General features: G+C 76.1%; 12 protein-coding genes. 2 read left to right on the top strand and 10 right to left on the bottom strand.

What is annotated here, in order from left to right:
• Positions 1-78: 78 nt before the first annotated feature.
• Both BM158_RS02285 and BM158_RS02280 read left to right on the top strand, forming a co-directional pair.
• Positions 79-1,740, top strand: coding sequence for a MinD/ParA family ATP-binding protein (locus BM158_RS02285; RefSeq protein WP_091554272.1), 1,662 nt, complete (start codon positions 79-81; stop codon positions 1,738-1,740).
• Positions 1,737-2,351, top strand: coding sequence for an alpha/beta hydrolase family protein (locus BM158_RS02280; RefSeq protein WP_091554268.1), 615 nt, complete (start codon positions 1,737-1,739; stop codon positions 2,349-2,351). The genes BM158_RS02285 and BM158_RS02280 overlap by 4 nt, the downstream gene beginning before the upstream one ends.
• Before the next feature lie 106 nt (positions 2,352-2,457).
• On the opposite strand, the gene BM158_RS02275 is transcribed toward BM158_RS02280, so the two are convergent.
• The 10 genes from BM158_RS02275 to BM158_RS02230 all read right to left on the bottom strand — a co-directional run bounded on the left by BM158_RS02275 (position 2,458) and on the right by BM158_RS02230 (position 15,288).
• A complete protein-coding gene (locus tag BM158_RS02275) occupies positions 2,458-3,294 on the bottom strand; it encodes an SRPBCC family protein (RefSeq protein WP_091554265.1) in 837 nt (278 codons plus the stop codon).
• A gap of 76 nt (positions 3,295-3,370) precedes the next feature.
• Positions 3,371-4,231, bottom strand: a complete 861-nt coding sequence (locus BM158_RS02270; RefSeq protein WP_091554263.1) for an FAD binding domain-containing protein — start codon at positions 4,229-4,231, stop codon at positions 3,371-3,373.
• A gap of 28 nt (positions 4,232-4,259) precedes the next feature.
• On the bottom strand, positions 4,260-6,734 hold the full coding sequence (locus BM158_RS02265) for a xanthine dehydrogenase family protein molybdopterin-binding subunit (RefSeq protein ID WP_091554259.1): 2,475 nt from the start codon (positions 6,732-6,734) through the stop codon (positions 4,260-4,262).
• Entirely contained in the window at positions 6,731-7,216 is a 486-nt protein-coding gene (locus tag BM158_RS02260; protein ID WP_091554256.1) for a (2Fe-2S)-binding protein, read from the bottom strand. Before BM158_RS02260 ends, BM158_RS02265 begins: the two co-directional genes overlap by 4 nt.
• Before the next feature lie 219 nt (positions 7,217-7,435).
• Positions 7,436-8,626, bottom strand: a complete 1,191-nt coding sequence (locus tag BM158_RS02255) for an MFS transporter (protein ID WP_229827504.1) — start codon at positions 8,624-8,626, stop codon at positions 7,436-7,438.
• 34 nt (positions 8,627-8,660) lie between these two features.
• Positions 8,661-9,980, bottom strand: coding sequence for a sigma-54-dependent transcriptional regulator family protein (locus tag BM158_RS02250; RefSeq protein WP_091554253.1), 1,320 nt, complete (start codon positions 9,978-9,980; stop codon positions 8,661-8,663).
• A 54-nt stretch (positions 9,981-10,034) separates the two neighbouring features.
• Complete coding sequence (locus BM158_RS02245; RefSeq protein ID WP_091554252.1) at positions 10,035-11,291, bottom strand: multidrug effflux MFS transporter; 1,257 nt, start codon at positions 11,289-11,291, stop codon at positions 10,035-10,037.
• Between the two features lie 39 nt (positions 11,292-11,330).
• Positions 11,331-12,734: a mycofactocin biosynthesis glycosyltransferase MftF gene (gene mftF / locus BM158_RS02240; RefSeq protein ID WP_091554248.1), complete on the bottom strand. Its 1,404-nt coding sequence runs from the start codon at positions 12,732-12,734 to the stop codon at positions 11,331-11,333.
• Positions 12,731-13,426 carry a mycofactocin biosynthesis peptidyl-dipeptidase MftE gene (gene mftE, locus BM158_RS02235; protein WP_091554245.1) on the bottom strand — a complete coding sequence of 232 codons (696 nt, stop codon included), beginning with the start codon at positions 13,424-13,426 and terminating at the stop codon, positions 12,731-12,733. The genes mftF and mftE overlap by 4 nt, the downstream gene beginning before the upstream one ends.
• Positions 13,420-15,288: an oxidoreductase gene (locus BM158_RS02230; protein ID WP_091554242.1), complete on the bottom strand. Its 1,869-nt coding sequence runs from the start codon at positions 15,286-15,288 to the stop codon at positions 13,420-13,422. The genes mftE and BM158_RS02230 overlap by 7 nt, the downstream gene beginning before the upstream one ends.
• Positions 15,289-15,291 lie beyond the last annotated feature (3 nt).

The raw sequence follows: 15,291 nt of genomic DNA, 5'->3' as shown, positions 1-15,291 counted from the left end.
ACGAGCCGGGGCCACAACCCTGCACTAGCGTGGCCCCGGCCTGCAGGTTCCGTCCCAGACTCCCGATGGGGGCCATCCGTGCCAGACCGCCCGACCGACCCCGCCGACGCACCCGCCGAGGGGTCGCCCGCCGACACCGGGGTGCCGTCGGACGAGGCGCGCCGCCGCACCGACGGCGACCGCTGGCAGGCCGCGCTGGACAGCTGGTCGGGCCCGGCGCCCGAGGGCGGCACCCGGGAGATCCGCCTGGACGGCGGCGCGGGGTCCTGGGAGCAGACGGCGCAGCAGCCCAACGTCCCCGAGGACCAGCGGCCCTGGGACCAGCAGTCCGCCGAGCACATCGCGTCGTGGCAGCAGCCGCCGTCCTGGCAGCAGGAGGCCCAGGCCCGGCAGGCCGCCGAGCCCGCGCCGGCCCCCTCGCAGCCCGCCGACCAGGGTGGCGAGCCGAGCTGGCGGCCGGCCGACCAGCCGGTCGGGCAGCCCCCGACGTGGGAGCAGCAGAGCTGGGACAACCGGTCCTGGGACCAGCAGGGCGGCCAGGCCCGGCAGGCACCGGCCGAGCAGCCCCGGGCCTGGGAGCCGCCGCCGGGTGCCCGCCCGTGGGAGCAGCAGCAGACCCCGCAGCCGCCCGCCCAGCAGGCACCTGCCCAGCAGGCACCTACCCAGCAGGCACCCGCCCAGCAGGCCCCGCAGCAGCCGCAGCAGTGGGGGCAGCAGCCCTCGGGCGGGTGGGGCAGCCAGGGCAGCACGTCCTGGACGCCGCAGGGTGGTGCACAGGGCGGTCCGGGCGGTGGTCCGGCGACTCCTCCGCCGTCGCTGACCTCGCAGTCCCTGCTGCGCCAGGCGCCCGAGGCCCCCACCCGGGGTTGGCGCCGGTTCGTGCACAAGGCCACCGGTGGCAGCTACAACCCCGGGCTGTCGCAGGCCGAGATCGAGCACCGGGCGATGGTGCAGCGGGTGACCACGCCGGTGCGCGGCTCCAACCGCATCGCCGTCGTCTCGCTCAAGGGCGGCATCGGCAAGACCACCACCACCTGCTGCCTCGGGCTGACCCTGGCCCACCACCGCGGTGACCGGGTGGTCGCCGTCGACGCCAACCCCGACGCCGGGACCCTGGCCGAGCGGCTCACCAACGTCACCGACGTGACCGTGCGCGACCTGCTCGCAGCCAAGGACCGCATCCGCTCCTTCACCGACGTCTCGGCGTTCACGTCGCTGGCCGGGCGGCTGCAGGTGCTGGCCAGCGACCAGGACCCGGCGCTGTCGGAGGCCTTCAGCGAGGAGGAGTACACGACCGTCGCCGACATCCTGGCGCGGTACTTCAACATCATCCTCACCGACTCCGGCACCGGCCTGCTGCACTCGGCGATGTCCGGGACGCTGGCCATCGCCGACTCGCTGGTCGTCGTCGGCGCGCCCTCGGTCGACGGCGCCAGCCGGGCGAGCAAGACCCTGGACTGGCTGATCGCGCACGGCCACGAGGAGCTCGTCGCGCGCTCCGTCGCGGTGATCTCCAGCGTCCGGCCCAACACCGGCGACGTCGACATGGGCATGGTGCGCGACCACTTCGCCGCCCGGTGCCGCGCGGTGGTCGAGATCCCCTACGACCCGCACCTGGTCACCGGCGGGCTCATCGACCTCGACCGGGTGGGCGCACCTGCCCGCACCGCGTACCTCGAGCTCGCCGCGCACGTCGCGGACGGGTTCGCCCTGCCGCCGCTGCAGCGCCGCCCGGCGTGACCACCCGGGACGTCGACACCCCGCTCGGCCCCGCCCGGGTGACCGTCGACGACCCGGTGGGGAACGTCGCCGGCACCCTGCTGCTGGGGCACGGCGCCGGCGGCGGCATCGAGGCACCGGACCTGCTCGCGGCCACCGACGCCGCGGTCGGGCTGGGCTGGCGGGTGCTGCGCGTCGAGCAGCCCTGGCGGGTGGCCGGCAAGCGCGTCGCCGCGGCGCCGCCGAAGCTCGACGAGGGCTGGACGGCGATCCACGGCGCGGTCGGCGACCTGCTCACCGGCCCGGTCGTGCTCGGCGGCCGCAGCGCCGGCGCGCGGGTGGCCTGCCGGACGGCGGGGGCCCTGGGTGCGGCGGGTGTGCTGTGTCTCGCGTTCCCGCTGCACCCGCCGGGCAAGCCGGAGAAGAGCCGGGCGGGCGAGCTGACCGCGGTCGCCGTCCCCGTGCTGGTGGTGCAGGGCGACAGCGACGCGTTCGGCGGGCCGACCGCGGTGGTCGCCGAGCTGGGCGAGCACCCGGCGACCGTGGTGGCGGTGCGCGGCGACCACGCGCTCAAGGCCGACCCGCCCGCCGTCCGCGCCGCCGTGACGACCTGGCTCGCCGCGCTCCCCTAGGCCCAGCAACGATCAGGGGGGTTGATCGAACTCCGTCCTCCTGCACCAGATCTGGCGCAGGGAGCGGGAGTTCGACCAACCCCCCTGATCAACGCTGCGGGGAGGGCTACCGCCGGCGGCGGCGGACGACGAGGGCGACCAGCAGCAGCGCGCCGACGCCGATCGCGGCGGGCTTGGCGAACCGGGTGAACGCCGCACCGCCGGCGACGTCGAGCAGGTCGATGGGCTCCGGCTCGGCCTGCGGCGTGCGGGCGGCCGGGGTGGCGGCGACCGGCTTCGCGGCCTCCTTCTTGGCCTCCTCCGCCCTGTCGGCGGCGGCGTCGGCGGCCTGCACCGTCGTGGAGGCGGCCTTGCGGGCGGCCTCGGCGATCGGGGTGTCGCCGTCGACGCCCGCGACGGACTCGGCGACCTCGCCGACCGCACCGGCGGCGGTGGCCGCGGCGTCGGCGGCCTTCTCCTTGACGGTGCTCTCGACCGTCGGCTCCTGCGCCGGGGCCTCGGTCTCGCCGAGCTGGGCGGCGAGCTTGTCGGCGAACTGGCCGAGCAGCTTGTTGCCGACGTCGGTCATCACGCCGCGGCCGAACTGGGCCGGGCGGCCGGTGATGTTGAGGTCGGTGAGGACGTCGACGCGGGTCGAGTCGCCCTCGCTCTTGAGCTGGGCGGTGACCACGGCGGCGGCGGTGCCGTTGCCGCGCTGGTCCTTGCCGCGGGCGTCGATGACGGCCTTGTGCGCGGCCTCGTCCTTCTCGATGAAGGACGCCTTGCCGGCGTAGGTCAGGTTGATCGGGCCGAGCTTGACCTTGACCCGGCCGGTGAAGTCGTCGCCCTCCACGCTGTCGAGCGCTGCGCCGGGCATGCACGGCGCGATCCGCTCGATGTCGAGCAGCACCTTCCACGCGTCGTCGACGGGGACGGGGACGAGGAACGAGTTCTCCAACTGCACGGGTGGGACCTCCGTAGGTGGGGCGGCCGACCCGCCCGGGCGGGGCGGGTCGGCCGTGAACTGCTTGAGACGGACGCTACAGCCCGGCGGCTGCCCGCACCGCTCGTCCGGTGAGCACCCGGGCGAGGTGCTGCCGGTAGTCGGCCTGGGCGTTGAGGTCACTGCTGGGCTCGGTGCCCTCGGCGGCCTGGGCGGCCGCCGCGGTGACCGTCTCGAGGCTGACGTCGGCACCGACCAGGGCCTGCTCCGTCGCGGTCGCCCGCAGCGGGGTGGAGCCCATGTTGGTCAGCCCGATGCGGGCCTCGGCGATGGTCGAGCCCTCGCGCCGGACGGCCGCGGCCACCGCCACGATCGACCAGGCCTGGGCGACGCGGTTGAACTTCTCGTACCGCACCCCCCAGCCCTCGCCCAGCTTGGGCACCCGCACCTCGACGAGCAGCTCACCCTCCTCCAGCGCCGTCGTCAGGTAGTCGACGAAGAACGCCGAGGCCGGCACCGAGCGCCGCGCACCGCCGGGACCGGCGATGACGAACTCGGCGTCCAGCGCCAGGGCCACCGCCGGCAGGTCACCGGCCGGGTCGGCGTGCGCCAGGGCGCCGCCGAAGGTGCCCCGGTGCCGGACGGCGGGGTCGGCCACCGTCTCGGTCGCCTCGGCGATCAGCTTCCCGTACCGGGCGACCAGCGGGTCGCGGAGGATGTCCGAGTGGGTGGTCATCGCCCCGATGACCAGCGAGTCGCCGTCCTCCCGGACGCCGCGCAGCTCGGTCACCTTCGTCAGGTCGACGACCGTCTCGGGGGCGGCCAGGCGCAGCCGCATGACCGGGATGAGCGACTGCCCACCGGCCATGATCTTCACGTCCTCCCCGCCGGCGGCGATGGCCTGCAGGGCCTCGTCGACGGTGGTGGGGCGGGCGTAGGCGAACGATGCGGGGATCATGGCTCCACTCCGAAGTCGTTTCCGCGGATCACTGCGCTGCCTCCTCGATGCCGGACTCGGTGGTGCGGGCACCGCCGTAGGCGTTGCTGCCCTCGGCGGCGCGGTCGCCGCCGTCGCCGCCCTGGTGGATGGCCCGCCAGACCCGCTCGGGGGTCAGCGGCATCCGGATGTCGGACACGCCCAGGTGCCGGACGGCGTCCAGCGCGGCGTTGACCACGGCCGGGGTGCTGGCGATGCACCCGGCCTCGCCGACGCCCTTGGCACCCAGCGGGTTCGACGTCGCCGCGTGCACCGTGTTGCCGGTGTGGAAGGTCGGCAGGTCGGCGGCCGAGGGCAGCAGGTAGTCCACGAACGTGCCGGTGGTCAGGTTGCCGTCGGCGTCGTAGATGGCCTCCTCGTACAGGGCCTGCGCGATGCCCTGCGCGAGACCGCCGTGCATCTGGCCCTCGACGATGATCGGGTTGACGATCGTCCCGATGTCGTCGACCGAGGCGTACTTGCGGATCTTGACGAAGCCGGTCTCGGTGTCGACCTCCATCGCGCACAGGTGGGTGCCGTGCGGGAAGGAGAAGTTGACCGGGTCGAAGGCGGCCTCGGCGTCGATGGAGGGCTCGATGCCCTCCGGGTAGTCGTGCGCGGCGAAGATCGCCAGGGCGATCTCCTGGATGCCCAGCCCGGCGCCCGGCGTCCCCTTGACGGAGAACGTGCCGCCGGAGAACTCCAGGTCGTCCTCGCTGGCCTCCAGCAGGTGCGCGGCGATCTTGCGGGCCTTGGCGACCACCTTCTCCGCGGCCTTGACCACGGCGGTGCCACCGACGACCAGGGAGCGCGAGCCGTAGGTGTCCAGGCCGCGGCTGGAGATGGCGGTGTCGCCGTGCAGCACCTCGACGTCCTCGAACGGCACGCCCAGCTCGTCGGCGACGATCTGGCTCCAGGCCGTCTCGTGGCCCTGGCCGTGCGGGGTGGAGCCGGTGACGACCTCGACCTTGCCGGTGGGCAGCATCCGGATGGAGGCCTGCTCCCAGCCGCCGGCGCCGAAGCTGAGCGACCCCAGCACCCGGGAGGGCGCCAGGCCGCACATCTCGGTGAACGTCGAGATGCCGATGCCCAGCTGCACCGGGTCGCCCGACTCGCGGCGCTGCTTCTGCTCGGCGCGCAGCTCGTCGTAGCCGAGCAGCTCGAGCGCGGCCTGGGTGGCCTGCTCGTAGTCACCGGAGTCGTACTCGAGACCCGCGACCGTGGTGAAGGGGAACTCCTCCGCCCCGATCCAGTTCTTGCGGCGGAGCTCCATCGGGTCCATGTCCAGCTCGACGGCGAGCTCGTCCATGATCCGCTCGATGGCGAAGGTGGCCTCGGGCCGGCCGGCGCCGCGGTAGGCGTCGGTGGGCACCTTGTTGGTGAACACGCCGTCGCACTCGAAGCGATAGGCCGGGAACTTGTAGATGCCGGGGAACATGAACGCACCCAGCGCCGGGACGCCGGGGGTGATCAGCCGCAGGTAGGCACCCATGTCGGCCAGCAGCCGCACGCGCAGGCCGGTGACGGTGCCGTCCTTCCTGGCCGCGACGTCGATGTACTGGATCTGGTCGCGCCCGTGGTGGGCGGTCATCAGGGACTCCGAGCGGGTCTCGGTCCACTTGACCGGCTTGCCCAACCGGCGGGCGACCAGCAGCGCCAGGATCTCCTCGGGGCAGACCTGCAGCTTGCCGCCGAAGCCGCCGCCAACGTCGGGGGCCACCACGCGCAGCTTGTGCTCGGGGATGCCGGTGGTCAGCGCGCCCATCACCCGCAGGATGTGCGGGATCTGGGTGGCCGACCACAGGGTGAAGTTGTCGCCCTGCACGCCGACGACGGCCGAGCGCGGCTCCATGAACGCCGGGATGAGGCGCTGCTGCACGAAGCGGCGGGAGACGGTGACCTCGGCGTCGCGGAAGGCGGCCTCGGTGTCGCTGCCGGTGCCGGCCTCGCCGGCGTCGAAGACGAAGTGGTAGCTGGTGTTGGACGACGTCGAGGCGTGCACCAGGTCGGCGCCGTCCTTGACCGCCTCCTCCATGTCCAGCACGACCGGGAGGTTCTCGTAGTCGACGTCGATGGCCTCGACGGCGTCCACCGCGGCGGTGCGGGTGCGGGCCACCACGATGGCCACGGCCTCGCCGACGTGGTTGACGGTGTCGACCGCGATCGAGGGGTGCCCGGGGTTGACCATGTCGGGGGTGACCGGCCAGGCGCAGGGGATGGTGCCCTGCTCGTCCTTGAAGTCCTGCCCGGTGAAGACCGCGACGACGTTCGGGCGGTCCTTGGCGGCGCTGACGTCGAGGTGGCTGATCGTGGCGTGCGCGACCGGGGAGCGCAGGAACGCCATGTGCAGCATCCCCGGCAGGACCATGTTGTCGGTCCAGGTGGTCTTGCCGGTGATCAGCCGGGCGTCCTCCTTGCGGAGGCGGGCGTTGCCGACCTCCTTGGCCGGCGCCTCGGCGGTGGTGGGCTCGTCGGTGAGGGTCATGCCTGCGCTCCTGCCGTGCTGCTCATCTCGCCGGCGGCCTGCTGCACCGCGCGGACGATGTTCACGTAGCCCGTGCAGCGGCAGAGGTTGCCCTCGATGCCCTCACGGATCTCGGACTCGCTGGGGTCCGGGTTGTTCTTGAGCAGGTCGATCGAGGCCATGATCATCCCGGGGGTGCAGTAGCCGCACTGCAGCCCGTGCTTCTCGTGGAAGGCCTTCTGCATCGGGTGCAGCTCGCCGCCCTCGGCGATGCCCTCGATGGTGGTGACCTCGCTGCCGTCGGCCTGCACGGCCAGCACGGTGCAGGACTTCACGCTCTCGCCGTCCAGGTGGACGGTGCAGGCGCCGCAGTTGCTGGTGTCGCAGCCGACCACGGTGCCGACCTTGCCGAGCTGCTCCCGCAGGTAGTGGACCAGGAGTGTCCTGGGTTCGACGTCGTCCGAGTAGGACGCCCCGTCGACCCGCACGTTGATCTGCGTCATGTCCTCCGCCTCGTTGCAGGGTCGTGTGACGGCGGTCTCCCGCCACCTGCAGCGAGTGTGCCGACGGACACACTTCTTAGGCCACGCTTACCTCGCGGCGCCCGGTGCCGCCGTCCGACGGTGCGGATCGAGAGGCGGCCAGGACCCGCAGGTGCGGGGCAGTGGCGAGGAGAGGTCCGCAGATCCGAGAGGCTGCAACGTTGCAGCGGGTTGCAGACGTCAGCGCAGCTCGCGGCGCCGCAGCACCGCCGACCAGGCCAGCACGCCCAGCCCGAGGACGGCGAGGACGACGCCGACCAGCGCGGTGGACCGGTAGCCCCACCCGGAGGCGATCACCCAGCCGCCCAGCAGCGCCCCCAGACCGTTGGCCGCGTTGAGCGCGGAGTGGTTGAGCGCGGCGCCCAGCAGCTCGGCCTCGCGGGCGACCTCCATGAGCCGCAGCTGCAGCGTCACCACCAGCACCGACGTGACGACCGTGGTGCAGAGGGCCAGCGCGACCAGCGACACCACCGACCGCGAGCCCACGTACACCGCGCCGAGCAGGACGCCGGTGGCGGCCATCGACCAGACCAGCGAGCGGAACAGTGCGACGTCGGCGAGCTTCCCGCCGAGCACGGTGCCCAGCACCCCGCCGACGCCGAACGCCAGCAGCACCAGCGGCACGAACCCGGCTGGGGCACCGGCGACCTCGGTGGTCAGCGGCGCGATGTAGGCGTACAGGGCGAAGAACCCGCCGAACCCGACGACGGCGACGCCGAGGGTCAGCCAGACCTGCGGCCGGCGCAGTGCCCCGAGCTCGGAGCGCACGGTCGCCCGCGGGTTGCCCGGCGTCCGCGGCACGACGGCCAGCACCGCGAGCAGGGTGAGGACGGCGACGGCGAGCACCGCCACGAACGCCGTCCGCCAGCCCAGGTGCTGCCCCAGCCAGGTGGCCGCGGGTACCCCGGCCAGCGTGGCGGCCGAGAGCCCGAGCATCACCGAGCTGACCGCCCGCCCCTTGGCCTCCGGGGCCACCAGCGAGGCCGCGACCAGGGACGCGACGCCGAAGTAGGCGCCGTGCGGCAGGCCCGCGACGAACCGGGCGGCGAGCAGGGTGCCGTAACCGGGTGCGACCGCGGTGAGCACCGTGCCGGCCAGGAAGGCGGCGAGCAGCCCGACGAGCAGGCCCTTGCGGGGCAGCCGGGCGGCGGTGGCCGCGATGACCGGGGCGCCGACGACGACCCCGAAGGCGTAGGCCGACACCACGTGCCCGGCGGTGGGGATGTCGACGTCCACCCCGCGGGCGATCTCGGGCAGCAGACCCATGACGACGAACTCGCTGATGCCGATGCCGAAGGCACCGCAGCCGAGCACCGCGATGGCCAGGGCGGCCCGGCGGGTGGCCGTCGGGCGGGTCGCGGTGGCGGTCACGTGGCCCGAGCATGCCAGCGCGGCCGGGCGGGCGTCAGGGGCGGCGGGGGGCGCGGCGCAGCCGGAGCAGGTGGTTGGCCGCGGCCGCCCGGCGCGGCGAGCTGACCGGCAGCACGTCCAGCAGCGCCTGCCAGACGGCGGGGTCGTCGACCGCCTCGGGGAGCCGGCTCCAGCGCAGCAGGAGGTCGGGGCGGGGGCTGCGCAGCACGGCGGCGCGCAGCGACCCGGCCAGCCGGGCCCGGGCGGCCCGCACGCCGGGCGCGTCGGAGCGGGGCAGGACGGGCCCGGTGTAGCGGTCGAGGGCGGTGGCGACCTGGCCGCGGGCCAGCAGCCGGCGGACCTGGTCGAGGTCGGTGTCCAGCGGCGCGGTGAGCCGGTAGGGGCGCGAGGCGAGCAGCTCGTCGCCGAGCAGCTTGCGCAGCCGGGAGAGCTCGGCCCGCACGGTGACCGGGGCGGCGTCCCCGCCGTGCACCTCGATGGCCAGCTGCTCGGCGGTGCGGCCACCGCCGGAGTGCGCGGCCTCGGCCAGCAGCAGGACCAGCTCGGAGTGCCGGAGGGAGAGCTCGACCGGCCCGTCGGGGGTGACCAGCCGGGCGCGGTCGCGGCCGAGGACCTCCAGCAGCGGGCTCGCCGGGCGGGGCCGCGGCGGGGCCGGGGCAGGGGTGGCGAGCTGCTCCCGGTGCAGCCAGCGCAGCTCGGACTCCGCGGCGGCCACGGTGGCCCGCACCAGGGTGAGCACGGCGGGGCTGGCGACGTGGTCGCCGCCGGTGACGTCGATGGCGCCGAGCAGCTGGCCGGTGACCGGGTGGTGCACGGGAGCGGCCGAGCAGCTCCAGGGCTGCACGGTGCGGCTGTAGTGCTCGCTGCCGTAGATCTGCACCGGGGTGTCCAGGGCCAGCGCGGTGCCCGGGGCGTTGGTGCCGACGACGTCCTCGCTCCAGCGGGACCCGGCGACGAAGTGCATGCCCTCGGCCTGGCTGCGCAGCCGCCGGTCGCCCTCGACCCAGAGGATGCGGCCGGCGGCGTCGGCGACCGCGACGATCATCTTGTCCACCTCGGCGTCGGCGACCAGCAGCCGGCGGATGACCGGCATGACGGCGGCCAGCGGGTGGGCGTCGCGGTAGCTGACCAGGTCGTCGTCGAGCAGGTCGACCGGCGCGGCCCCGGCGTCGGGATCGACACCGCTGCCCAGGCTGCGCCGCCAGGAGTCCCAGACGACGGCGCGGACGTCCTGGCCGGCGCGCGGGGGCCCGCCGCGGGTGACCAGCGCCTCGTGCGCGGCGCGCAGGCGACGGGTCAGCAGCGGCCCCGGGGCGCCGTCGGGCAGCGCGAGCCACGGGTTGACCGCGGTCACGCGGTCACCCGAGGCAACGCTGCCCGGTGGCTCATGTCACCGCCATGGTGACCGCTACCGGGCGATCACGCCAGGGACCTCCGCCTCCTGCACCACGGCGGGCTCGTCGACGTCGGGCAGGGACCTGGGCCGCACGACCAGGAACAGCACCAGCACCGCCAGCGCCGCGGCAGCCAGGATGACCGACCCGAGCGCGAGGGCGTCGTTGCCGAGCAGGCCGACGACCGGGGAGACGGCGGCGCCGACGCCGAACTGCACCGCACCCAGCAGCGCGGCGGCGGTGCCGGCGGCCTCGCCGTGCCGGGACAGCGCGAGGGCGGGGGCGTTGGGCATGCCGAGCCCGGCGCTGGCCAGCACCAGCCACAGCGGGACGGCGACGCCGAACAGGCCGCCGAACCCGGTGGCGGCGGTGACCACCAGGAGGGTGGCCGAGACCAGCCCGGCGAGCACCGCGACGGTGAGCAGCACCTGGGGGGAGGTGCGGCGCAGCAGCACGGGGTTGAACTGGGTGGTGCCGATCAGGAAGACCGCCCCGGCGCCGAACAGCAGGCCGAACTGCTGCTCGTCGAGGCCGAACTGCTGCTGGTAGACGAACGAGGCGCCGGAGACGTAGCTGAACAGCCCGGCGATGACCAGGCCGGCCACGAGCACGAGACCGACGTAGGCCCGGTCGCGGAACAGCCGGCCGTAGTCGGTGACGGTGCGGCGGAAGCGCAGCGGGTGCCGGTGCCGGGCCGGCAGCGTCTCGGGCAGCGTGAGGGCGACCGCGACCAGCGAGGCGGTGCCGATGAGGGCCAGCGCGACGAACAGCCCCCGCCAGGAGGTGAACCGCAGCAGCTCCCCGCCCAGGGTGGGCGCGAGCACCGGGGCGACGCCGATGACCAGGAACAGCCGGGACAGCAGGCTGGCCGCGGCCCGGCCGGAGTACAGGTCCCGGACGACGGCGAGGGCGACCACGGCGCCGGCGGCCGACCCGATGCCCTGCAGCACCCGCAGCGCGCCGAGGACCTCCACCGTCGGCGCGACGAGGATGAGCAGCGAGGCCAGCACGTGCAGCGCGGTGCCGGCCAGCAGCGGCTTGCGCCGGCCGACGGCGTCGGAGAGCGGGCCGAGGACGAGCTGGCCGAGCGCGAGGCCGGCGAACGTGCCGGTCAGGGTGAGCTGCACCGCGGCGTCGGTGGTCATCAGGTCGCTGGCGATGGTGGGCAGCGCCGGCAGGTACAGGTCGATGGTCAGCGGGCCGAGCGCGACGAAGGCACCGAGGACCAGGGTGACCTTGAGCGGGCTGAGCGCGGGCTGGGAGGGCGGCACGGGAGGGGCAAGGCCGGACCGGGAGGTCTTGTTCCCGGGTCAGCGTGGCCGGGCGGGCGACAGCGCGCGAACGCTGCGTGCCCGCAGTGCACCCCGCCAGAGCCCGGCGCCGTAGGCCAGGTCCTCGAGCCGCCGACCGGCCGCGAACCGGAGCGGGCCGACCTCGTGGCGGTGCGGCCACCAGGCGCCGGCGGCGTCGACGGCCGCGGCGGCCAGGACCAGCCGGCGGACCCGGCGGGTGCCCAGCAGCGGGACGACGAGCGGCCAGTGGTGCCGGGTGACCGACCGGGCCAGGGTGCGCCCGGCCGACCAGGAGCCGCGGACGACGAGGGTCGCGGCGAGACCGGCGGGCGGCGGGTCGCCCAGCCGCGGGGCGAGCTTCGCCGTCGCGCCGCCGAGCACCGCGGCCGCGCCGAGCAGCCCCGGCCGCCCGCCGAGCAGCGCCAGGCCCCAGGCGGCGGCCGACCAGGGCGACATGACCACCGGCGCGACGGCGGAGCCGTGCCGCTGCGCGAGCAGCGCGGCGCCGGTGCCGTAGTAGGCCCGGCGGCGCAGCCAGGCCCCGGTGCGGGCGGGGTGCTCGTGGGCGACCCGGGCGACCGGGTCGTAGCGGACCCGCCAGCCGGCGGCGGCCAGCCGCCACACCAGGTCGACGTCCTCGGCGACCTGCATGTCCTCGTCGAAGCCGCCGCCGAGGGCGGTGCGCCGGGCGAGCAGGGCGGCGCTGGGCACGTAGGAGACGCCGGTCAGCGGGGCGACGGGGGCCGGGCGCGGTCCCATGTCCAGCGCGCTGACGGCGTCCTCGTAGGCGCCGACCCAGCCGGGCCGGTCCGCGGGCAGCGCGACGACCCGGGGGGCGACGACCGCCAGCCGGGGGTCGACCAGGTGCGCGGCGAGCACGCCCAGCCACCCGGGCACCGGCACGCAGTCGGAGTCGACGAACGCGACGGCGGTGGTGGTCGCGGCGGCGAGGCCGGCGTTGCGGGCGGCGGACGGCCCACGGGCGGTCGCGTGCCGGATGACCCGGGCACCGGAGGCGGCGCAGACGCCGGCGGTGGCGGCGGGGTCGGCCGAGCCGTCGTCCACCACGAGCAGCGGGGTGCCGGGCAGGTCGGCGCGCAGCGCGCGCAGCAGGCGGTCGAGCTCGGCGGTGCGGTCCTTGACCGGGACGACGACGGTGACGTCGGCCGGGTCGACCGGGGGCAGGTGCGGGTGGGCGAGGCCGGCGTCGAGCAGCCGGGCGGCGAGCGCCGCGGTGGTGGGGTCGGTGACGGTCAGCGCGTCGCCGGTCAACAGCGCGCGGGCGCGGGGGGCCAGTCGCAGCAGGCGCAGCGGGGAGCCGCCGAGCAGGGCGGCGCCGCCGTCCCGCCGCCGGGTGCGGGGGTCGAGCACCACCCGGAACCCGTCGGGCAACCGGTCGGCGGGCGGGGCGGGCAGGGTCACCCGGCCAGCCGCCCGTCGGCGCCCACGTCCCAGGTCTGCACCGCGGCGGCCAGCCGGTCGACCAGGTCGGCCAGCATCCGTGCACCCTCGTCCGCCGAGGCGCCCGCCGGGTCGCCGAGCACACCGTTCGGGCTGACCGCGGCCAGCCCGCCGGCCCGCAGCCGGGGCAGCAGCTCCGCCACCGGCGCGGTCTCCCCCGCCTCGGCCAGCTCCGGCCGGACCGCGCCGGGTTCCACGTGCAACATCAGCGACGTCTCGGTGCGCCCGGCGTGCGCGTCGCCGCCGCGGACGCCGCACGGGAACCAGGCGACGTCCCGGCCCTCGTGCCGCAGCAGGGGGACCGACGAGCGCAGCGCGTCCAGGTTGCCGCCGTGGCCGTTCACCACCAGCACCCGCCCGGCCCACAACCCGGCCGAGCGGCCCAGCTCGACCAGCAGCGTGCGCAGCGCCCCGGTGCCGATCGAGACGGTGCCGGGGAAGCCCTCGTGCTCGCCGCTCGCGCCGTAGGGGACGGCCGGGGCCAGCAGCAGGTCGGGCCGCCGCCCCACCAGGCCGGCCGCGGCCGCCGCGGCGACGGCGGTGTCGGTCGCCAGCGGCAGGTGCGGCCCGTGCTGCTCCACCGACCCCAGCGGGACGACGACCGTGGGCCGCTCCACCACCTCCGGCGACCGCGCCGACCCCAGGATCACCACGACCCCACCACCCGCTCCGCCGTCGCCACGGCCACCGCGAGGCCGGCCGGGGCGAGGCAGTCGCCGACCCGGTGCACCGCGACGCCGGCGGGCACGGCGGGGCCCGGCACGGGGTCGGGCGGGGTGGCGGCCACGACCCAGTCCACCACCCGCTCCTCGACGTCCCCGGTCAGGTGGTGCAGCAGGGTCACGACGCCGTCCTGCACCGACAGCGGCACCCGCTCCACCGTCTGCACGATCCCGGCCGCCGCGGCCCGCCGGTGCCAGGGCCCGCGGTCCAGCGTCGGGCCCAGCCGCTGCGCGGCGACCAGCGCCCCGGTGACCACCTCGACCGCGCAGCCCCGGGCGGCGAGGAGCTCCGCGGTGGAGGTGGCGTGCGGGCCGCCGAGCTCGTCGACCACCAGGACCCGACCGGACGGCGCGGCCACCCCGGCGAGCACGTCGGCGACGTCGACCACCCGCTCGGCGTCCCCGGCCCAGGCCGGCCGGGCCGGGACCGCGCCGCAGGCCAGGACGACGACGTCGGGCCGCAGCTCGACCAGGTCCTCGTCACGGGCGCGCACCCCGGTGCGGACGTCGACGCCGTGCTCCGCGCACGCCCGGACGTCGGCCTCGACGAACCCGGCCAGCTCCCCCCGCCCGGGCGCGGTGGCGGCCAGGGCGAGCGCCCCGCCGAGCCGCTCGGCGGCCTCCAGCAGCGTCACCCGGTGGCCGCGGGCGGCGGCGTGCGCGGCGGCCCGGAGCCCGGCCGGTCCGCCGCCGACCACCACGACGTGCCGCGCCCGGGCCGGGACGGCGGGCACCGGCAGCACGCCCTGCACGCAGCGCATCGGCAGGCCGGCCCCGATGCCCGCGGCGCACTCGTTGCAGCCGGTGCACGCCCGCACCGGGTCGCCGCGCAACGCCGTGGCGGCGAAGTCGGGGTCGGCGAGCTGGCCGCGGACCACCCCGACCAGGTCGCAGTGCGCCAGGGCGGCCTCGGCCTCGGCGGGCGTGGTCACCCGGCCGACGCCGATGACCGGCAGGCCCGCGGTCCGCAGCCGGGCGGCCAGCGGCAGCGCGTACCCGTGCGGGCCGGCCATGGAGGGCTCGACCAGGTGCAGGGAGGCGGTGGCGACGCCGGTGGTGGTGGACAGCCAGTCCACGGCGCCGGTCGCGGCCAGCCGGTGCGCGGTGGCCACGGCGTCCTCCGTCGTCGTCCCCCCGGGCTCGGCGGTGGCCAGGCGGACGCCGAGCAGCAGGTCCGGCCCCAGCGCCCCGCGGACGGCGGCGACCACCTCGAGCAGCAGCCGGGCGCGGTCGGTGCCGTAGCCGTCCGTGCGCCGGTTGGTGGAGGGGTCGAGGAGGGCGCGCAGCAGCGAGGACTGGGAGGCCTGCAGCTCCACGCCGTCCAGCCCGCCGTCCCTGGCGTGCCCGGCGACCCGGGCGAACCCGGCGACGACGGCGGCCAGGTCAGCCGGTGTCGCCTCGCGCGGCACCTCGCCGAACAGCGGGTCGGCGACCGGGGAGGGCGCCACCAGCGGGGTGCGGGAGTGCAGGGAGCTGCCCTGGCCGCCGTTGTGGTTGAGCTGGGCGACGACCAGTGCGCCGTGGGCGTGCACCGCGGCGGCGAGCTCCCGGTACCGGTCGACGACGGCGGGGTCGGTGCCGTCGACGACCTTCTCGTAGGGCTGGTCGGCCGGGTCGACGGCCTGCTCCTCGGTGATGACCAGCGCGGCGCCGCCGGCGGCGCGGGCGGCGTAGTAGGCGGTGTGCGCGGGCGACGGGAGCCGGTCGACGGCCTGGTTGGTCAGGTGCGCGCAGAACACCAGCCGGTTGCGCAGCACGCGGCCGCGCAGCACCAGCGGGTCGGTCAGCGCCACCCC

It is taken from the genome of Klenkia taihuensis (assembly GCF_900112525.1).
GTDB lineage: Bacteria > Actinomycetota > Actinomycetes > Mycobacteriales > Geodermatophilaceae > Klenkia > Klenkia taihuensis.
Note: the sequence above shows the minus strand (reverse complement) of the source record. Positions and strands in the feature narration are given on the sequence as shown.

Coding starts and splice junctions, on each gene's coding strand:
- BM158_RS02260 (WP_091554256.1), bottom strand. CDS start 7,216: ATGACGCAGATCAACGTGCGGGTCGACGGGGCGTCCTACTCGGACGAC.
- BM158_RS02265 (WP_091554259.1), bottom strand. CDS start 6,734: ATGACCCTCACCGACGAGCCCACCACCGCCGAGGCGCCGGCCAAGGAG.
- BM158_RS02270 (WP_091554263.1), bottom strand. CDS start 4,231: ATGATCCCCGCATCGTTCGCCTACGCCCGCCCCACCACCGTCGACGAG.